This is a genomic window from Brevundimonas sp. NPDC090276, assembly GCF_044772165.1.
Lineage (GTDB): Bacteria > Pseudomonadota > Alphaproteobacteria > Caulobacterales > Caulobacteraceae > Brevundimonas.
Genome location: NZ_JBIVYK010000001.1, coordinates 1,110,969 through 1,129,383 on the forward strand (window position 1 = coordinate 1,110,969; position 18,415 = coordinate 1,129,383).

16 protein-coding genes are annotated in these 18,415 nt (G+C 67.4%); 11 read left to right on the forward strand and 5 right to left on the reverse strand.

The features are described from left to right. Positions 1 to 17: 17 nt before the first annotated feature. Together ACIQTU_RS05455 and ACIQTU_RS05460 are read right to left on the reverse strand one after the other, a co-directional pair. Positions 18 to 728: a flagellar hook assembly protein FlgD gene (locus ACIQTU_RS05455; protein ID WP_400543433.1), complete on the reverse strand. Its 711-nt coding sequence runs from the start codon at positions 726 to 728 to the stop codon at positions 18 to 20. 3 nt (positions 729 to 731) lie between these two features. Then, positions 732 to 2,621 (reverse strand): flagellar hook-length control protein FliK, encoded by a 1,890-nt coding sequence (locus tag ACIQTU_RS05460; protein WP_400543436.1) that lies wholly within the window; start codon positions 2,619 to 2,621, stop codon positions 732 to 734. A 42-nt stretch (positions 2,622 to 2,663) separates the two neighbouring features. Between ACIQTU_RS05460 and ACIQTU_RS05465 the strand changes: the two genes are divergently transcribed. From ACIQTU_RS05465 to ACIQTU_RS05495, 7 genes are all read left to right on the forward strand, one after another. Continuing rightward, on the forward strand, positions 2,664 to 2,897 hold the full coding sequence (locus ACIQTU_RS05465; RefSeq protein ID WP_400543438.1) for a hypothetical protein: 234 nt from the start codon (positions 2,664 to 2,666) through the stop codon (positions 2,895 to 2,897). 135 nt (positions 2,898 to 3,032) lie between these two features. After that, the gene (gene flgK / locus ACIQTU_RS05470) at positions 3,033 to 5,147 is read left to right on the forward strand and encodes a flagellar hook-associated protein FlgK (protein WP_400543441.1); all 2,115 of its coding nucleotides are present in this window, start codon (positions 3,033 to 3,035) and stop codon (positions 5,145 to 5,147) included. Beyond that, the gene (locus tag ACIQTU_RS05475) at positions 5,144 to 6,085 is read left to right on the forward strand and encodes a flagellin (RefSeq protein WP_400543444.1); all 942 of its coding nucleotides are present in this window, start codon (positions 5,144 to 5,146) and stop codon (positions 6,083 to 6,085) included. The genes flgK and ACIQTU_RS05475 overlap by 4 nt, the downstream gene beginning before the upstream one ends. Before the next feature lie 256 nt (positions 6,086 to 6,341). Beyond that, positions 6,342 to 7,463 carry an MlaE family ABC transporter permease gene (locus ACIQTU_RS05480; protein ID WP_400543447.1) on the forward strand — a complete coding sequence of 374 codons (1,122 nt, stop codon included), beginning with the start codon at positions 6,342 to 6,344 and terminating at the stop codon, positions 7,461 to 7,463. Next, entirely contained in the window at positions 7,460 to 8,251 is a 792-nt protein-coding gene (locus ACIQTU_RS05485) for an ABC transporter ATP-binding protein (protein WP_400543450.1), read from the forward strand. The genes ACIQTU_RS05480 and ACIQTU_RS05485 overlap by 4 nt, the downstream gene beginning before the upstream one ends. A 13-nt stretch (positions 8,252 to 8,264) precedes the next feature. Then, positions 8,265 to 9,203 (forward strand): MlaD family protein, encoded by a 939-nt coding sequence (locus ACIQTU_RS05490; protein WP_400543453.1) that lies wholly within the window; start codon positions 8,265 to 8,267, stop codon positions 9,201 to 9,203. After that, complete coding sequence (locus tag ACIQTU_RS05495; RefSeq protein ID WP_400543456.1) at positions 9,200 to 9,820, forward strand: ABC-type transport auxiliary lipoprotein family protein; 621 nt, start codon at positions 9,200 to 9,202, stop codon at positions 9,818 to 9,820. Before ACIQTU_RS05490 ends, ACIQTU_RS05495 begins: the two co-directional genes overlap by 4 nt. Positions 9,821 to 9,883: 63 nt before the next feature. Here ACIQTU_RS05495 and ACIQTU_RS05500 read toward each other — a convergent pair whose 3' ends face one another. Further along, positions 9,884 to 10,534, reverse strand: coding sequence for a 3-oxoacid CoA-transferase subunit B (locus ACIQTU_RS05500; protein ID WP_400543459.1), 651 nt, complete (start codon positions 10,532 to 10,534; stop codon positions 9,884 to 9,886). Continuing rightward, entirely contained in the window at positions 10,534 to 11,238 is a 705-nt protein-coding gene (locus ACIQTU_RS05505; RefSeq protein WP_400543462.1) for a CoA transferase subunit A, read from the reverse strand. The genes ACIQTU_RS05500 and ACIQTU_RS05505 overlap by 1 nt, the downstream gene beginning before the upstream one ends. Before the next feature lie 167 nt (positions 11,239 to 11,405). On the opposite strand from ACIQTU_RS05505, the gene ACIQTU_RS05510 reads away from it, so the two are divergent. After that, the gene (locus ACIQTU_RS05510; RefSeq protein ID WP_400543465.1) at positions 11,406 to 13,868 is read left to right on the forward strand and encodes a prolyl oligopeptidase family serine peptidase; all 2,463 of its coding nucleotides are present in this window, start codon (positions 11,406 to 11,408) and stop codon (positions 13,866 to 13,868) included. A gap of 42 nt (positions 13,869 to 13,910) precedes the next feature. Here the strand turns inward: ACIQTU_RS05510 and ACIQTU_RS05515 are convergent, their stop codons facing one another. Then, positions 13,911 to 14,801, reverse strand: a complete 891-nt coding sequence (locus ACIQTU_RS05515; protein ID WP_400543468.1) for a LysR family transcriptional regulator — start codon at positions 14,799 to 14,801, stop codon at positions 13,911 to 13,913. A 102-nt stretch (positions 14,802 to 14,903) separates the two neighbouring features. On the opposite strand from ACIQTU_RS05515, the gene ACIQTU_RS05520 reads away from it, so the two are divergent. The 3 genes from ACIQTU_RS05520 to ACIQTU_RS05530 all read left to right on the forward strand — a co-directional run. After that, a complete protein-coding gene (locus tag ACIQTU_RS05520) occupies positions 14,904 to 17,057 on the forward strand; it encodes a malate synthase G (protein ID WP_400543471.1) in 2,154 nt (717 codons plus the stop codon). A 232-nt stretch (positions 17,058 to 17,289) separates the two neighbouring features. Beyond that, positions 17,290 to 17,859 carry a hypothetical protein gene (locus ACIQTU_RS05525; RefSeq protein WP_400543474.1) on the forward strand — a complete coding sequence of 190 codons (570 nt, stop codon included), beginning with the start codon at positions 17,290 to 17,292 and terminating at the stop codon, positions 17,857 to 17,859. Between the two features lie 212 nt (positions 17,860 to 18,071). Further along, the coding region (locus ACIQTU_RS05530) for a hypothetical protein (RefSeq protein ID WP_400543477.1) at positions 18,072 to 18,415 on the forward strand (344 nt) is incomplete at its 3' end.

Consider the following 18,415-nt stretch of genomic DNA (forward strand, 5'->3'; position numbering starts at 1 on the left):
GGCGAGAGGGACGCCGTTCAGGCGTCGGTCTCGGGATCTGTGGGCAGCGGCGTCGGGTTGGGATCCGGCGTCGGGGTTGCGCTGGCGTTCTTCTCGTCGAGCGCGATGATGCTGGAGAGCGGCATGACCGAGTTGCCGATCGTGACGTAGGGCTGGTCGGCGTACATCTCGACGCCGGTGATGCGGCCGCGCATCAGGACCTGGGCGTCGACTTTGCTGGCGCCGTCCTTGGCTGCGACCTTCAGGGTGTAGACGCTGCCGTCCTCGCCTCCGGTCCAGTTGAAGTCGTGGACGCCTGAAGTATTGCCGCCTTCGGGGGCGGGGCCCTTCCAGACGACCTGACCGGCGGCGTTCAGAACCTGAAGCTCGACCTCGGTGGCGTTCGTGCCCAGTTCATAGCTCCACGTCGCCTTGCCGTCGGCGGCCTTGGTCGCGTCCCAGACGGCGGTGGCGTTCTTGCCGATGTAGTTCGAGGCGTTGGCTAGGCCGTCGCCTTGCTGACCGTTCAGAAGGGCGGTCAGAAGCTGGTTGGACAGCAGTTGCTGCTCGACGCCGGCCATCTGGGTCAGCTGGCCGGTGAACTCGTTGGAGTCCATGGGCGACAGAGGGTCCTGGTTCTTCAACTGGGCCGTCAGCAACGAGAGAAAGGTCTCGAAGTTCGACGCCAGCATGGTCGAGCCGGTGTTGATCTTGCCTGTGGCGGTGTTTCCATTGACGGCGGTGACCATCGATCAGACCTTCATATCGACGCGGTCGGGCGTCATCGAGAGGGAAGCCCAGGCGCCGGAAGGCGGCAGGACAGAGTCGGCCTCGGCGGCCAGGCGTGCGGCGCCGGCGAAGGCGCGACGGTCAGGGGCGCGGTCGAAGGCGCCGCCGCCGTTGAAGCCCGAGGAGGGGTTGCGGTCCGAGAACTCGAGCGAGTCCTGGGTCAGCTGGAAGCCGGCGTCCTGAAGCTGACGACGCAGTTCGTCGGCGCGGGCGCGCATGTCGGTGGCCGCCGCCGGGTTGTCGAAGGCCAGGCGGGCGGCCAGGCGGCCGTCTGAATCGATTTCCAGGCTGACATCGACGCGGCCCAGGCCCTCGGGCGACAGGGCCATGTCAAAGCGGGTCGAACGGCCTTCCAGCTTCTTGATGATCTGGGCGGCCAGATGAGCCGTGGTCTCGACCGTGGCGCGCGACAGTTGCGACAGGCCGAGATCGCGCTGGGCGGACGGGGTGGCGCTCTGGGCTTCCGGAGCGTGCTGCGCCGGGGCCGGATCGACAGGCGCATCAAGCGCCGCCGTCTCGGCGGGGAGGACGGGCGCGGCGGCGGCGCCGTCAGCGGCCGGGGCCGGGGCCGAGGAAACAGGAGCGGCGGGCGCCGCGCTGGTCAGGACGGCGCGGGCGACGCCGACGTTTTCGGCCTTGGCGTCAACGGCGCCGTTGGCGGTCGCGGCGTTGGAGCGACGCTCGTCCAGGCGGGCCGACCCGTTGCGGGTCGAAGTCGGGGCCGGGGCGGTTGCGGGCGGCGTGGACGGCGCGGCGGCCTGGGGTTCCGCGCCTTCGCCTTCGGGCGAGACGGTCGCGGCGGCGACGGTCGGTTCAGCCGCATCTGTCGCGTCATCGACTGCGGCGGGCGAGGCGGCGGCGACCGCAACGGGCTGGGCCGTCGTCAGGCGGGGCGCGGGCGTTTGCGCGGCAATCACGACGGGCGCGGCCGAAGCGGTGGAGGCGGCGGGCGTCGTCGGGGTCTCGACAGGGGCGGCGGCGACAGGGGCGGTCGGGGCCAGGCGAGCCGGCGATGCCGAGAGGGCGCTCGTCGTCGGGACCGTGGCGGGCGCCTGAGGGGCGACACCGGCGGCAGCCTTGGGCGCTAAGACCTTGGCGGGTGATTCAGCGTTCGGCTGGGCCGGAGATGCGAACGGCGCGGGAGCTTCTGCGGCGGCCGAGGCGGCCAACGTCGGCAGAGGCGCGGCGACGGGCTGAGGCGACGTCTGGGCGGTCTTGGGCGCGACGACGGGCGCTTCGCCCGAAGGTGTGGCGGGAGCGGCCCTAACGGCCTGGGCCTGGCGTGGCTCGATCGGAGCGGCGTCCGGCAGGGGGGAGGCGGCAAGGGCCGCGACAGGCGAGGCCGCGTCCTTGGACGAAGCGGCGACGGGCGTCGGCGCTGTTTTTGCGTCCTCGGCTTCGTCGGCGGCGGCGGGCGCGACAGGGGCCGTGGCGAGATCCAGCGAGGGCTTAGGCGCGGCTGGCGCAGGCGCGGTCGGGGCTGCTGAGTGAGCCGGGGCGACAGGCGCGGGTCCGACAGGCAGGGCCGGTGTCGGGGCCGGCGTCGCCGTCGCTTCGCCGGCCTCTGTTGCGGCGGCCGGCGCGACGGGCAGGGGCGCGGGGGCGATCAGCGGAACAGGCGGCCAGGCCGGCGTAGCGTTCGTTGCGACGTTCGGGGCGGCGTCGAGCGTGGGAGTTTCGGCGGCGTCGCCCTCGGCGAGCGTTGCGTCCAGGGCCGGGGCGACGTCCTCGCTCGGGGCCTTCGTCGACGGGGCGGTGGCCGCGACCAGGCCTGCGAACAGGCTCTCGTCCGTCGCCGTTTCGACGGCGGCGGCGGAGGCTCCGGCCGAAACGGTCGGGGCGATCGTGGACATGACGCTGAGCGCGGACATGAGAGGCGACGAGGCTTTCGCTGGATGGGCGGCGCCTACTGCGCTCGGGCTATTCGAAAGGCCTGGCGCAAGGTCCGGGCCAAGTGGTGGGTGTTCGATCAACACTATGAAAACAAACGAATTTTTTCGTTTTTGGCGACGCGCTGGGCGACGATGGCGCTCGGCGGTTCTTGCCGCGCCGCCACCTTTTTGCCGGGCGAACCGGGCCGATCCAACCTCTTGGACGACATGGCCTGTGATTTGCGCCGTGATCTGTGAACGCACAGGGGCTGAAAAGCCGATGATCAAGAAAATCAAGGAGTTGGCTAGAATGGCTAACCGAAACGCCGGGCAAGATTTGCGCGCAGGCCAGCAAGGCTTGCCGGGCGCGCGCCTGTATGGAGTCCGTTTCTGATGTCCCTGAACTCGATCATGAACATCGCCACCTCGGGCATGAACACCGCCCAGACGCAGCTGCGGGTGGTTTCGGACAACGTCTCGAACGTCAATACGCCTGGCTATATCCGCAAGATCGCCGATCAGCAGTCCTGGGCCAGTCAGGGTACGGGCGCGGGCGTCGAGATCGCGCGCATCCGCCTGGCCACCGACCGCTTCCTGCAGGCGGCCAGCCTGAACGCGGGCGCCGACGCGGGGCGCCAGTCGGTGCGCTATGAACTGTTCAACAACATCCAGTCGCAGTTCGGCGATCCAGGTGCGGACAGCGGCTTCTTTGCCCAGATCGACAAGATTTTCTCGGCCTTCTCGACCTCGGCCGAGAACGCGACATCGGGGCCGCTGCGTCAGGACGCGATCTGGAAGACCCAGGCCATGTTCGACGAGGCGGCACGTGTCGCCAAGGAAATCCAGGCCACGCGCGAAGAGGCCGACGGGCGCCTGCGCAGCGCAGTGGACAAGGTCAACGGTCTGGTCGAACAGATCGAGAAGCTGAACGTCGACATCGCCAAGGCTAATGTGGTCGGCACGGATTCGACCGGGGCGGAGACGGCCCAGGCGGCGCTGGTCAACGAACTGTCCGAGCTGCTGGATGTGCGGATCACAACCCGCTCCATCGGCGGGATCGAGGTGCGGACCGGGGCTGGCATCCTGCTTGCCGGGCAGGGGGCGGCCAAGCTGGAGTATCAGCGCGCCGGGGCTGTCTCGGCAGAAACCGTCTTCAACCAGATCATGATCACAGAGCCGAACGGCCAGCGGCGACCGCTGACCGAAGGTCTGGCCTCGGGAGAGATCAAGGGGCTACTGGAGCTGCGCGACGTGGACGCGCCCGCCGCCGCCGAGCGTCTGGGCGAGATGATGACGCGGCTGGCCGATGAGCTGAACCGCGCGCACAACGCCTCGTCCGCCGTGCCGCCGCCGGCGATCCTGAATGGGCGCAATGTCGGCCAATCGCTGGAGACGGCGCTGGCGGGTTTTACCGGCAAGACCACGATCACGACCGTCAACGACCAGGGCGTGATCCAGAACTCGGCCGAGATCGTCTTCTCGGGCGGGACCATGACGATCAACGGGGTGGCGTCGACGCCGGCCACCTTCCTGGCCACGCTGAATGGTCAGCTCGGCGGGGCGACCGCCAGCTTCATCGACGGACGCCTGAGCATCCAGGCCCCTGCAGGGCAGGGCGTCGCCATCACCGATGACGCGACCAATCCCAGCACCAAGGCCGGGCGCGGCTTCTCGCACTACTTTGGCCTGAACGACCTGGTCTCGACGGATCGCCCGGCGCTTTACGACACCGGCCTGACGCCCGCCTCGCAACATGGGTTCACGCCGGGGGAGACGATCAAGTTCCGCTTTACCGACGCCTCGGGCTCGCGCATCCGCGACCTGTCGGTGACCGTGCCGGCGGGCGCGGGCACGATGGCGGAGATGCTGACGGCGCTGAACGATCCGACGACGGGCGTCGGCGCCCACGGCAGCTTCAGCATGAATGGCGCTGGCGAACTGATCTTCACCGGCCACGGCGCGCCGCCATCGACCATGTCGGTGATTGAGGACGGCACCCGTCAGGTTCCCTCCGGCGTGTCGATGAGCGACCTGTTCGGCCTGAGCGGCGCCCGCGCCTCTCGCGCTGGCGGCTTCTCGGTGCGGGCGGACATCGCCAAGGACCCGTCCAAGCTGGCCCTGGCCCAGTTGAACCTTGGTGCGGCGGCAGGCACGCCGGCGCTGAGCAAGAACGACGGCGGCGGCGGTCGTCTGCTGGCCAAGGCCGATCAGAACGCGACCAACTTCTCGGCGGCGGGCGGCGCGGGCGGGGTCAACATGTCCCTGGCGCGCTATGCGGCTGAATTTTCAGGCGAGCTGGGCGGCAAGGCGACGATAGCCAAGACCCGCGCGACAAGCGCCAGCGCTCTGTATCATGAAGCCTCGGCGCGACGCAGCTCAGTCGAGGGCGTCAACATGGACGAGGAATTGGTGCTGATGACCACCTATCAGCAAGCCTTTAACGCTTCGGCGCGCCTTATCCAGGCAGCGTCGGAGATGTACGACACCCTGATCGGAATGATGCGATGACCCGCGTTTCGACGTTTGGAAACTATCAGTCGGCCCTGCTGCACCTGATGAACGCGCAGTCGCGCGGCGAGGAAGCGCAAAACAAGGTCAACACCAAGAAGAATGCTACCGATCTGATCGGTTTCGGGCGCCAGTCCGAGACGGTCATCGCGCTGAAGTCCAGCCAGACACGCATCCAGGGCTTTATCGACACCAACAAGACGGTGGCCGACCGGCTGACCATGCAGGACATGGGGCTGGACCGCGTCGCCGACGCCGCGACTGCCGGACGGCAGGCCATCGCCAACGCCATCGCCGCCGGGCGGATGGAGGGGCTGATGTCCGAGATGGAGACCATCTTCAAGATGGCCCAGGACGGGCTGAACATGAAGCACCAGGGCAAGTTCCTGTTCGCCGGCGGCGACGTGGATCAGCAGGCGGTGGTCCTGCCCGCCACGCCCATCGGCGCCACGGACCTGGAGAAGCTGGCGACCATGCCGGCCTCCAGCGACGCCTTCAAGAACGACCAACTGAAACAGACCTCGCTGCTGGACGAAACTGTCACTATGGACACGGGCTTCCTGGCCAGCGACATCGGTCAGGCCCTGTTCGACGTCTTCCGCGATCTGCAGGTTCTGCATCAGACCACGCCGCTGAACGGTCAGATGGACGACGCCCAGAAGACGGCCCTGACCGCGCTGATGTCGCGCTTCGAGAGCTCGGCCAAGGACGTGGTCAACATCCAGGCCAAGAACGGTTCGATGCAGGCGCGGATCGATACGCTGCTGGAGTCGCAGGAAGCACGCAAGATTTCGGTCGACACCATGCTGTCCGGCAAGACCGACGCCAATATGGCCGAGGCCGTGACCGAACTGGAGATGGCCCAGATCGCCCTGCAGGCCTCGGCCCAGGTGCTTAGCCAACTGCGTCAGGTGTCTCTGCTCGACTATCTGCGCTGATCGACCGTTGCGGCTTGGCTGAACGAAACCGCGTGGCCCGCGTTGTCAAAGCTGGGCTGTGGTCGGAAGGGTGAAGTTTGCGGGGCGAGGCGGCGAAGCCATGGAGCGATGTAAAGTCATCGTTCGTTGACAGTAGGGCCTTGGCTGGGTCTAAGCCTTGCTGTGTCGGAAACGCCGACAGACAGTCGATTGCGCGCCGAGGAGGGTGCGAACCCATGCCCACGCGCAGCTGCATTCCGCGCCGGTGATCTGAAGGATGAGTCGGACGGCGCAGTATCAAATCCAGGACGGGGGCGGGCAGGCGACCGTGTTGCGGCTGAGCGGCGACTGGTCGTCGACGGGCATCGGCCGCCAGGGCGAACGTCTGCGCGCGGATCTGGCGGGACGCAATGTGAGCGCGCTGGACCTGACGGAGCTTGGGCGCTTCGACACGGCGGGCGCACTGGCGGTCGCCCAGGCGACGACGCAGCTCATTCCCGAAGCGGCCTGGGCCCAGCGCCCCGAGGCAGGCCGCATCTATGCGATGGTCGAGAAGCTGGATCGCGAATCCTGCAATCCGCCGCGTCGCTCGCACCCCTTCACCCGCACCTTCGCCAAGATTGGTCTGGGCGTTTATGATTTTCTGGCCGAGGCCATGCTGTCGCTGGCCTTCCTGGGCCGGTTGATCATCGCTGTGGGATCGGCGCTGAAACACCCCGGCGCCATACGCTGGCCCGCCTGGTTCAGCCAGGGCGAGCGGGCCGGGCTGGACGCCATCCCGATCATCGCCGTGACCAACTTCTTCATTGGCGCAGTCATCGCCTTCCTGGGGGCCAATCTGCTGACCCAGTTCGGGGCCGGTGTGTTCACGGTGCAGCTGGTGGCCATTTCGGTGCTGCGCGAGTTTGCGGTGGTCATCACGTCGGTCCTGCTCGCGGGTCGCTCGGCCTCCTCCTTCGCTGCCGAGATCGGCTCGATGCGGATGAATCAGGAAGTTGACGCCATGCAGGTCATGGGGGTCAGCCCATTCCAGGCCCTCGTGATCCCGCGTCTGGCGGCCATGCTGGTCATGCTGCCCCTGCTGACATTCGTCGGCATGGTGACGGGACTGTTCGGCGGGATGCTGGTGACCTGGAGCGAGCTGTCCTACGGCCCGGCCTTCTTCATTCAGCGCATCACCGAAGACCCGATGATGGATCAGCACCTGATGGTCGGCTTGATCAAGGCGCCGGTCTTCGCAGTGGTGGTGGCCGCCATCGGTTGCCGCCAGGGCATGGCCGTGGCGGGGGATGTCGAGAGTCTGGGGCGGCGGGTGACGGCGGCGGTGGTTCAGGCCATCTTCGCCATCATCTTCCTGGATGCGATCTTCGCCATGATCTTCCTGGAGCTGAACCTGTGACGCCTCGCGAGAAGAAGCCGCTGCGCGAGAACGTCATCGAGGTGCGCGGCCTGCTGAGCCAGTTTGGCGACCGGGTGATCCATCAGGATCTGGACCTGACGGTTCGGCGCGGCGAGGTGCTGGGCGTGGTCGGGGGCTCGGGCACCGGGAAGACGGTGCTGCTGAACTCCATCATCGGCCTGAAGCAGCCCGAGGGCGGCACGGTGAAGCTGTTCGGCTATGATCGCGACGAGATGACCAAGGCGGAGGCCGCCGAGGTCGAGCGGCGCACCGGCGTCCTGTTTCAGCAGGGGGCTTTGTTCTCTTCGCTGACGGTGCTGGACAACGTCGCCTCGCCGCTGGTCGAGCACACCAGCCTGCCGCGCGACACCATTCGCGAGCTGGCGGAGATGAAGATCGCCATGGTCGGACTGAAGCCCGAGGCGCTGTATCTCAAGCCGGCGGAACTGTCGGGCGGGATGCGCAAGCGCGTCGGCCTGGCGCGCGCCCTGGCCCTGGACCCTGAACTGATCTTCCTGGACGAGCCGACTGCGGGGCTGGACCCTATCGGAGCGGCGGCCTTTGATCAGTTGATCCGCGACCTGTCGGACGACCTCGATCTGACGGTCTTCATGATCACCCACGACCTCGACAGCCTTTACGCCATCTGTGACGAGGTGGCGGTGCTGGCCGACAAGCACGTCGTCGAGAAGGCCACGGTTCAGGAGCTGGAACGTTCCGATCATCCGTGGATCAAGGAATACTTCCTGGGGCCGCGCGGACGCGCCGCTCGCCAGAGCGCCGCCTGAGGAGAGCGGAGAGATGGAAAGAGACGCCCACTACGCCGCCGTCGGCATCGCCACAGTCGCCCTTCTGGCGGCTCTGGCCGTGTTCACGATCTGGCTGGCCCGCCTGCAGTTCAACAATGACTACGATGTCTATGACATCGTCTTCTACGGCCCCGTGCGTGGTCTGTCCGAGGGCGGCGAGGTGCACTTCAACGGCATCCGCGTCGGCGAGGTCACGGCCCTGAACCTGGACCCCAAGAAGGGGGACCAGGTCATCGCTCGCGTGCGTCTGAACGGCACGACCCCCGTGCGGACCACTTCGCGGGCCCAACTGGAGCCGCAGGGCATCACTGGTCTGAATTATATCCAGATCACGGCAGGCGAGCCGAACAGCCCTCTGCTCAAGACGCAGTACCCCGAGAACGTCGTCCCGGTGATCCAGAGCCAGCCCAGCCCCATCGCGGAACTGCTGAGCGGGTCGGGCACCGTGCTGGCCCAGACCGTGGATGCCCTGAACCGCATCAATCGCGTGCTGTCCGACGACAACATCCGCAGCTTCTCGTCCAGCGTGAAGAACGTCGAGGGCCTGACCGCCGAGCTGGAAGCACGCAAGGGCATGTTCCAGCAGTTGGAAGAGACCATCACCAAGGCCAATGCCGCTGTCGGCGAGTATCAGGCCCTGGGCGCCAGCGCGCGTCAGATGATCGACGGCGACGGCAAGCAGGCCATCGCCAATATCAACAAGGCAACCCAGGAAGCTCAGGCCGCCATCGCCTCTATCAACCGCTCGGCCACGGGTCTTGAGGGTCCGCTGGGCGACTTTGGCACCCAGACTGTGCCGCAGTTGAACGATACTATCCGCCAGCTGGATCAGGCGACGCGCTCGCTCCAGTCGCTGATCGACAATGTGCGGGAAAGTCCGCGCGACTTCATCGCCAAGGCGCCGTCCAAGGAAATCGAGGTGCAGCCGTGATCCGTTCTTCTCTTCTGATCGCCGCCGCCTCGGTTGCTCTATCGGGCTGCGCCCTGCTCGCGTCGCCTGATCCGGTTCAGCTCTATCGCTTCGGCGGGGCCTCGGCCTTCGCCGGAACGGGGGCGACCTCGGCCTGCCCGGATGTGCATGTCTCGATGCGGCGGGTGGACTTCCCTGAAGCCGCGCGCGGAGACCGCATTCTGGCCGTGACCGGGGCCGAGGCGGCTTACATCAAGGGCGCACGCTGGGTGTCGCCGGCCGAGACCCTGTTCGAGGAGGCCCTGCGCAACGCCTTCGCCGATGGCGGGACCTGCACGGTGCTGAGCGGCGGTCCGCTGACGCGCGACGGCCTTCTGCTCAGCGTGGATGTGCGCCGATTCGAGGCTGACTACGCCGCGCCGGGCGCCGTGCCGGATGCGAACATCGTCGTGCTGCTGCGCCTGATCCGACCGGGGGATCGCTCGATCGTGGCCGAAGACCGCATCACGGTCAGCGAGAGCGCCGGCGAGAACCGCCAGTCGGCTATCGTCGCCGCCTTCGACCGCGCCACCGCAGAGGCCAGCCGCCAGATCGTCCTCTGGACCGACCAGCAAGGTTTCCAGGCGACGCGGGACTAAAGATAAACCCCGACGGCCTCGCGGTCGCCGGGGTTTATCTTTTCAGAGCGGGAGGAGGGCGGTTCAGCCCAGGCCAGCGGCCACCGTGTAGTCGGCCTCGGTCTTGGCGGCGACCTCGTCCAGGGTCACGCCCTCGGCCAGTTCGATTAGCTCCAGGCCCGAACCGTCCGGCTTTACGTCAAAGACAGCCAGGTCGGTGATGATGCGGCTGACCACGCCCGTGCCGGTCAGCGGCAGGGTGCATTCTTTCAGCACCTTGGACTGGCCGTGCTTGTTGGCGTGCTCCATGACCACAACCACGCGCTTGACGCCCGCGACCAGGTCCATGGCGCCGCCCATGCCCTTCACCAGCTTGCCCGGGATCATCCAGTTGGCGATGTCGCCGTTCTGGGCCACTTCCATCGCGCCGAGGATCGACAGGTTGATGTGGCCGCCGCGGATCATGGCGAAGCTGTCGGCGCTGCTGAAATAGGCCGACTCGGGGATCTCGGTGATCGTCTGTTTGCCGGCGTTGATCAGGTCGGGGTCTTCCTCGCCCTCATAGGGGAAGGGGCCCATGCCCAGCATGCCGTTCTCCGACTGCAGGGTCACGACCATGCCTTCGGGGATGTAGTTGGCCACCAGGGTCGGGATGCCGATGCCCAGGTTCACGTAGAAGCCGTCCTGCAGCTCTTTCGCGGCGCGCTCTGCCAGTTGTTCGCGGGTACGGGCCATCAGACGGATTCCTTCTGGCGGACGGTGCGCTGTTCGATGCGCTTCTCGGACACGGTCTGGATCAGGCGGTCGACATAGACGCCCGGCGTGTGGATATGGTCGGGGTCCAGCGAACCGGTCGGGACGATCTCCTCGACCTCGACGACGGTGACCTTGCCGGCGGTGGCCATCATCGGGTTGAAGTTGCGGGCTGTCTTGCGGAAGACAAGGTTGCCGCGTTCGTCGGCCTTCCACGCCTTGACGATGGCCAGGTCGGCGACCAGGCCGGTTTCCATCACATAGTCGCGGCCGTTGAAGTTGCGCACTTCCTTGCCTTCCGCGACCAAGGTGCCGACGCCGGTGGCGGTGAAGAAGGCGGGGATGCCTGCGCCGCCCGCGCGGATGCGCTCGGCCAGGGTGCCCTGCGGGTTGAACTCCAGCTGCAGTTCACCGGCCAGATACTGGCGCTCGAACTCCTTGTTCTCGCCGACGTAGGACGAGATCATTTTAGCGATCTGGCGCGTCTCCAGCAGTTGGCCCAGGCCGAATCCGTCCACGCCAGCGTTGTTGGAGATGACGGTCAATCCCTTGACGCCCGAGGCCTTCAGCCCCGCGATCAGGTTCTCGGGAATGCCGCACAGGCCGAAGCCGCCGGACATGACGGTCATCCCGTCAAAGGTCAGGCCCTCCAGCGCGGACGTGACGTCAGCGTAGATCTTGCGCATCGCTCTCCCTTTTTCACCGTCTGATGAATATTGCGGTCTTATCCGTCCTTAAAGCGGGCGAGGGGACGGAGCAAGCGTCGGATGGGGCCTTGGCGGTTGACCCTGGCCATAAACTTCCGCCAAACCGGGACAAGCCGCGTTGACGGCGGAGTTTCGGGGAAAGAACCATGCGCAACACGATCCTGCGAGCCGCGCTGCCGGCGCTTGTCATTCTGGCCGCCGTGCCGGCCCTGGCCCAGCCGGCCTCGGCGCAAGCCGTCGCCGCCGCGCCGACCTATCAGCAGCCGCCGCAGCCGATCGCGCAGATCCTCGATTCCAAGCCCAACCCGACCGCCAGCCTCAGCCCGGACCGCAAGACCCTGCTGTTGCAGGAGCGCGCCAGTCTGCCGAGCATCGCCGAACTGGCCGAGCCCATGCTGCGTTTGGCCGGATACCGTATCAATCCGCAGAACAACGGCCCGGCCAACAGCCGCGTGACCTGGCTGACGGGCCTCAGCTTCAAGACGGTCGATGGCGGCACGGCGCGCGTCGTGGCCGGTCTGCCCGCCAATGCGCGCCTGACCAATGTCAGCTGGGCGCCGAACGGCAAGGCCGTGGCCTTCCTGCTGAACACCCCGACCGGGCTGGAGCTGTGGACCGCCGACGTGGCCTCGGCCCAGGCGCGCCGCCTGACGGGCCCGAGTGTCAACGCCGCGGCCGGTTCGGGCTTCAGCTGGCTGCCCGACGCCTCGGGTCTGCTGGTGCAGGCCGTGCCCGCCGGGCGTCGCGCCGCGCCTGACGTGACGCGTCCGCCCTCGGGCCCGACCGTGGCCGAGACCGGCGGTCGCGCGGCCCCGGTGCGCACCTATCAGGATCTGCTGACCGACGCGGGCGACGAGGCTCTGTTCGATCACTACTTCACCAGCCAACTGACCCTCGTGCCGCTGAACGGTCGTGCGCGGACCATCGGCCAGCCGGGCGTCTTCCTGAACGCCTCGGTGTCGCCGGATGGCCGCTTCATCCTGCAGACGCGGGTGAAGAAGCCGTATTCCTATGTCGTGCCCGCCAGCCTCTTCCCGGCGGACGTGATCATCACCGACCTGAACGGGCGTGAAGCCCACCGCGTGGCCGACCTGCCGTTGCGCGACAATGTGCCGACGCCGTTCGACGCCGTGGCCCCCGGCCCGCGCTCGGCCCAGTGGCGGGCCGACGCCGACGCCACCCTGGTCTGGGTCGAGGCCCAGGACGGCGGCGATCCGCGCAACGCCGCCGAGGTCCGTGACCGTGTCTTCATGCTGCAAGCGCCGTTCAACGACCGCCCGCGCACCCTTGTCGACCTGAAGGAGCGCTATTCCGGCGTGCAGTGGGGCCGTGACGATGTCGCCATCGTCAACAGCCGCTGGTTCAACACCCGTCATGAGACCCGCACCCTGGTCGATCCGTCGAACCCCGGCGCGGGCCGCGTCCTGGTCGATCGCAACTATCAGGACCGCTACAACGACCCCGGCTCGGTGGTCGTCGAGCCGAACGCGCGCGGTCGTTCGACCATCCGCTTCACCGCGGACGGCTCCAAGGTCTTCGTCGAGGGCGACGGCGCCACGCGTCAGGGCGAGTATCCCTTCCTCGACACCCTGGACCTGAAGACGGGAGAGACGGAACGTTTGTGGCGCTCGGCCCAGGGCGAATTCGAGACCGTCGTCGGCATTCTGGACGAGAATGGTCGCAAGCTGGTGACCTATCGCGAGAGCCGCACCGATCCGGCCAACCTGCGCCTTCGCGATCTGGACGGCGGCGTGACGCAACTGACCCAGTTCCCCGACCCGGCCCCGCAACTGGCTGACGTCAGCCGCCAACTGATCACCTACAAGCGTGAGGACGGCGTCGAGCTGTCGGGCACCCTCTATCTGCCCGCCGGTTACGACAAGGATCGCGACGGTCCGCTGCCGCTGGTGATGTGGGCCTACCCGGCCGAGTTCACCGACGCCGCCGTGGCTGGTCAGGTCGTGGACACCGAGAACCGCTTCGTTCGCCCGACCGGCATCAGCCACCTGTTCCTGCTGACTCAGGGCTACGCCGTCCTGGATAACCCCTCCATGCCCATCGTCGGCAAGGACGGGGCCGAGCCGAACGACACCTACATCGAGCAGTTGTCGGCCAGCGCCAAGGCGGCGGTCGATGCGGTGGTGGCTCTGGGCGTCGCCGACCGCGACCGGATCGCCGTGGGCGGCCACTCCTACGGCGCCTTCATGACCGCCAACCTGCTGGCCCACACCGACCTGTTCAAGACCGGCATCGCGCGTTCGGGCGCCTATAACCGCACCCTGACGCCGTTCGGCTTCCAGGCGGAGCAGCGATCCTACTGGGAGGCGACCGAGACCTATACGGAGATGTCGCCCTTCACCTACGCCAACAAGGTCAATGAGCCGATCCTGCTGATCCATGGCGGCGCCGACGACAACTCGGGCACCTTCCCGGTGCAGTCAGAACGCTTCTATGCGGCGCTGAAGGGGAACGGGGCGACGGTGCGCTATGTGGTCCTGCCGCTGGAAGCCCACGGCTACCGCGCCCGCGAGTCCGTCGGCCACACCCAGTGGGAAATGGTCACCTGGCTGAACCGCTACCTGAAGCCGACGACGGCGACGGCGCAGTAAGAGACGAAGCGAGCCCCTTCTCCCTGGCGGAGGAGGGGCTTTCTACTCGTCCCATTCTGGCACATCGCCATAGAGGCCGGACAGGAAGTCGATAAAGGCGCGCACCCGGGTCTCGGCCCGCGCCCGCCCGGCGGTCAGGGCGAAGATGGCGACGTCCGAGGCCCCCGCATACTGCGGCAGAACCACCTTCAGCCGCCCGTCGCGCAACTCATCTCCCACGTCCCAGGTCGAGCGCAGGGCGATCCCGGCCCCGGCCAGCACCAGTTCACGCGCCACCTCTGACGAATTGGTCCGCACCCGGCTGCGGGCGCGGAAGGTGATGGGACCGTCGGGGCCTTCCAATCGCCAGGCCGACTGGTTCTCGGCCGCCAACTGGGCGTGGGCGCGCAGATCGTCCAAGGTCTGCGGCGCGCCGTGCTCGGCCAGGTAGGACGGCGCGGCGCACAGGACGCGCCGGTTGGGGGCTAGGCGGTGCATGGCGGGGTCGCTCGCCTCATAGCTGCCGATGCGCACGGCGACGTCCACGTCCTCGGCCATCAGGTCGACGAAGGCGTCGCTGAGATTCAGCTCCAGCGTCAGCCGGGGGTGGGCGTCCAGGAAGGGCGTCAGCCGCGGAGCCAGCCGTCGCCGTCCGAACGAGGTCGGCGCCGAGACCCGCAGCAGGCCGCGCGCCTGGGTCGTGCGGCGCGACACCAGGGCCTCCAGATCCTCGACCCCGTCCAGAAGCTGCATGGCGCGGTCGTAAACCAGCCGCCCGGCCTCGGTCGGGGCCAGCCGTCGCGAGGTGCGCTCGATCAGACGCACCCCCAGCCGGTCCTCCAGCCGTGCGAGCCGTCGCGATGCCACGGCGGGCGACAGGTCCAGCCGTCGGGCGGCGGCGGACAGACTGCCTTCCTCCAGCGCCCGGACGAAGATCTCATACTCGGCCAGCATGGCGGGATCCCATCGTTGCTATTCTTGCAAAGATAGCCGTCGATCTTCGCCGTGGCTAGGCGGCGGGCGGGCGGCTAGGGTTGAAGCTCAAGGAGAGCCGCCATGTCCACCCCCTATGTCCGCCATGGAAGCCTGAGCGTCGCCGCCGACCTGGACGCCTTTGTCCGCGACCAAGCCGCGCCCGGCACGGGCGTCACGCCCGACGCCTTCTGGGCCGGGCTGGAGGGGCTGCTGGCCGATTATGGACCCAAGAACCGCGCCCTGCTGGCGCGCCGCGATGACCTGCAGGCGAAACTGGACGACTGGCATCGCGCCCATCCGGGGCAACCGGATCAGGGCGCCTATCAGGCCTTCCTGCGCGAGATCGGCTACATCGAGGCGGAGCGGGCCGACATCCGCGCCGAGACCGCCAATGTCGATCCCGAGATCGCAAGCATGGCCGGGCCGCAGCTGGTCGTGCCCCTGACCAACGCCCGCTACCTGCTGAACGCTGCCAACGCCCGCTGGGGCAGCCTGTATGACGCCCTCTACGGCACGGACGCCTTGGGTGAGGGGCCGAAAGGCGGCGGTTATGACGCCCAGCGGGGAGCCAAGGTCATCGCCCGCGCCCGCGCCCTGCTGGATCAGGCGGCGCCTCTGGCTGAGGCTGGTCATGCTGAGGCGGTCGGGTGCAGCGTCGAGAACGGGCGGCTGGTCGTCGCCCTGTCCGGTGGACGCACGACGGGGCTGGTCGATCCGGCGGCGTTCCTCGGTCATGCGGGCGAGGCTGCGGCGCCGTCTGGCGTCCTGTTGCGCCACAACGGCCTGCATCTGGAGATCGTCATCGACCGCGCCCATGCGATCGGTCGCACCGACCCGGCGGGCGTCGCCGATGTGGTGGTCGAGGCGGCCCTGTCGGTCATCGCCGATGCGGAGGACAGCGTCGCGGCGGTGGACGCCGAGGACAAGCGGCTGGTCTACGCCAATTGGCTGGGCCTGATGCGCGGGGACCTGTCGGCGGGCTTCGTCAAGGACGGCCAGACGGTGCAGCGGCGTATAGACGGCGACCGCACCTATACCGCGCCGGACGGTTCGGCCTTCGCCCTGAAGGGGCGAAGCCTGCTGATGGTCCGCAACGTCGGCCTGCATCTGACGACCGACGCGGTGCTAGACGGGGAGGGGCGCGAGGTTCCAGAGAGCCTGCTGGACATCGCCATGACCGGCCTGATCGGCCTGCACGACCTGCAGCGTCCGGTGGACCAGCGCAACAGTCCGGCCGGTTCCATCTATGTCGTGCGGCCCAAGATGCACGGATCGGAGGAGGTCGCCTTCGCCGACGCCGTGTTTGGCGCGGTCGAGGCCATGATCGGCTTGCCGCCGCTGACGCTGAAGATGGGCATCATGGACGAGGAGCGCCGCACCAGCGTCAACCTGGCCAACTGCATCGCGGCGGCCAAGGGGCGCGTGGCCTTCATCAACACCGGCTTCCTGGACCGCACCGGCGACGAGATCCATTCGGTGATGGAGGGCGGGCCGGTGGTCCGAAAAGAGGCGGTTCGCAACACCGGCTGGATCAAGGCCTATGAGGACCGCAACGTCGACATCGGCCTGAAGGCCGGGCTGGCCGGTCGTGCCCAGATCGGCAAGGGCATGTGGGCCGCGCCGGACCGCATGGGCGAGATGCTGGCGACCAAGGCGGGCCATCCGCGCGCCGGGGCCTCGACGGCCTGGGTCCCGTCGCCGACGGCGGCGACCCTGCACGCGCTGCATTATCATGAGGTCGACGTCTGGGCGCGCCAGGCCGAGATCGCCGAACGTCCCGCCACGGGGGTGACGCCGCTGCTGATCCCGCCCTTCGCGACCGAGGCGCCCTCCGCCGACGAAATCCGGCAGGAGCTGGACAACAACGCCCAGGGCATCTTGGGCTATGTCGTGCGCTGGATCGATCAGGGCGTCGGCTGTTCCAAGGTGCCGGACATCCACGACGTCGGCCTGATGGAGGACCGGGCCACCCTGCGCATCTCCAGCCAGCATCTGGCCAACTGGCTGCGCCACGGCGTGGTCACGGAAGCCGAGGTGAAGGCGGCGTTGGAACGGATGGCGGTGGTGGTCGATCGTCAGAACGCGGGCGATCCCGCCTATCGCCCCCTGGCTCCCGGCTTCGACGGCCCGGCCTGGAGCGCCGCCTGCGACCTGGTGTTCAAGGGGCGCGAGCAGCCGAACGGCTACACCGAGCACCTGCTTACCGCCTGGCGGCGTCGCGCCAAGGCTGGGTGAATCTGCGCGGCATACCGCCGCTGTCCCAAAATGACGCGAAAGCTTGTCAAAGCTTAACGGCGCCCGTAGAACGGCGCCGTTAACGTTTCATTAACTCTTGGGGCTAGGGGGCCTAGCCTGCGCCCGCTGAGGGGGTGTGCCATTTTGGGATGGCACGTCTCTTGGAACGCTGACCACGAACCCCCTCCTGGTGGCGGGGGAGCCGCGACGAAGCGGCTTGGGGAGGCGAACCGTGGGCTTGTTTCTGACCACTTCCTTGGTGAAGCGCGCTGGTGCGTGCTCGACTGCGGCGCTGGCCGCTGTGGCTGTTCTGGCCAGCGCCGGCGCGGTGCGGGCTGACACTGTCGAGAGCACCTCGGGCTTTGACGTGGCTGTGACCGGCCGCATCGTCTCCGACTGTCGCCTGTCGGGCGGCGGGACCATCGATCTGGGCGAACTGACGGGCAACGAAGTCGTGACGGCTGATTTCGGGCTGCGCTGCAACGTCCCCTTCGACATCAGCTTTGAATCGGCGCGCGGCGGGTTGGCGCATGTCACCAAGCCGCGGGGCGAGGGGCCCTTCGCGGGCACGCTGGCCTACACGCTGAATGTGGCTGTACCGACCCTGGCGCCGCAGTCCGGGGTGATGAGCGCGGCCTACTCCAGCGCCGACCTGACGGCCCGCAAGACCTTGACCAGCGGTGACGCCATCGCAGCGGGCGGCGGCCAGCTGCAGATCCGCACGCAGAGACCGCAAGGCGCCGGCCTTCTGGCCGGTGAGTATGTCGAAACACTGAGTGTTACGCTTCAGCCTAGAGTTTAGTGACTCGTAGTTTGTGTATCGAGTAAGCGTTTTTGTAGAAATTATGTCTCAGAATGGATTCGCTTGTTAGGTGAATCGTTCAATCTTACTGCAGAACATCGTTTTTTGTAGTTGACATAACTTTTTACATTTCGATAATATTTGAACGGATCGAGAGATTTGTTCTGTATCCTTGCCGGCAAATAGTCGGTGCACCGTTTGGAGAGCTTGATATGAAAATCGCTACCCTGCTGGCCGGCGTCGCCGCCATCGCCCTGACCGCCTCGGCCGCTTCGGCCGACACCATCAACCGCGGCCAGTTCGGCGGTAATGGCCCGCTGGCCGTTGACGTCGCGGGCGGCAACTGGCTCGCCGACATCGCTGCGGCCGCCAACCACGCCAACGCCGAGTGGGGCGGCTCGCCAATCTCTGCCTGGCACGCCACCGGCGGTTCGCAAGGCAACAACGGCACGGCGTCGGGCAGCGACGGCGCGACCTTCACCCTGAAGGGTTCGGTGTCGACGGACTGCGCCTACTACTCGGGCAGCAGCAACGCCCAGACGATCGACTTCGGCAC

Bases quoted from the DNA above. Each gene is read 5' to 3' on its own strand.
- ACIQTU_RS05510 (WP_400543465.1), top strand. From the start codon at position 11,406: ATGCGCAACACGATCCTGCGAGCCGCGCTGCCGGCGCTTGTCATTCTG.
- ACIQTU_RS05480 (WP_400543447.1), top strand. From the start codon at position 6,342: ATGAGTCGGACGGCGCAGTATCAAATCCAGGACGGGGGCGGGCAGGCG.
- ACIQTU_RS05515 (WP_400543468.1), bottom strand. From the start codon at position 14,801: ATGCTGGCCGAGTATGAGATCTTCGTCCGGGCGCTGGAGGAAGGCAGT.
- ACIQTU_RS05475 (WP_400543444.1), top strand. From the start codon at position 5,144: ATGACCCGCGTTTCGACGTTTGGAAACTATCAGTCGGCCCTGCTGCAC.
- flgK (WP_400543441.1), top strand. From the start codon at position 3,033: ATGTCCCTGAACTCGATCATGAACATCGCCACCTCGGGCATGAACACC.
- ACIQTU_RS05455 (WP_400543433.1), bottom strand. From the start codon at position 728: ATGGTCACCGCCGTCAATGGAAACACCGCCACAGGCAAGATCAACACC.
- ACIQTU_RS05490 (WP_400543453.1), top strand. From the start codon at position 8,265: ATGGAAAGAGACGCCCACTACGCCGCCGTCGGCATCGCCACAGTCGCC.
- ACIQTU_RS05500 (WP_400543459.1), bottom strand. From the start codon at position 10,534: ATGGCCCGTACCCGCGAACAACTGGCAGAGCGCGCCGCGAAAGAGCTG.
- ACIQTU_RS05505 (WP_400543462.1), bottom strand. From the start codon at position 11,238: ATGCGCAAGATCTACGCTGACGTCACGTCCGCGCTGGAGGGCCTGACC.
- ACIQTU_RS05460 (WP_400543436.1), bottom strand. From the start codon at position 2,621: ATGTCCACGATCGCCCCGACCGTTTCGGCCGGAGCCTCCGCCGCCGCC.
- ACIQTU_RS05465 (WP_400543438.1), top strand. From the start codon at position 2,664: ATGGGCGGCGCCTACTGCGCTCGGGCTATTCGAAAGGCCTGGCGCAAG.
- ACIQTU_RS05520 (WP_400543471.1), top strand. From the start codon at position 14,904: ATGTCCACCCCCTATGTCCGCCATGGAAGCCTGAGCGTCGCCGCCGAC.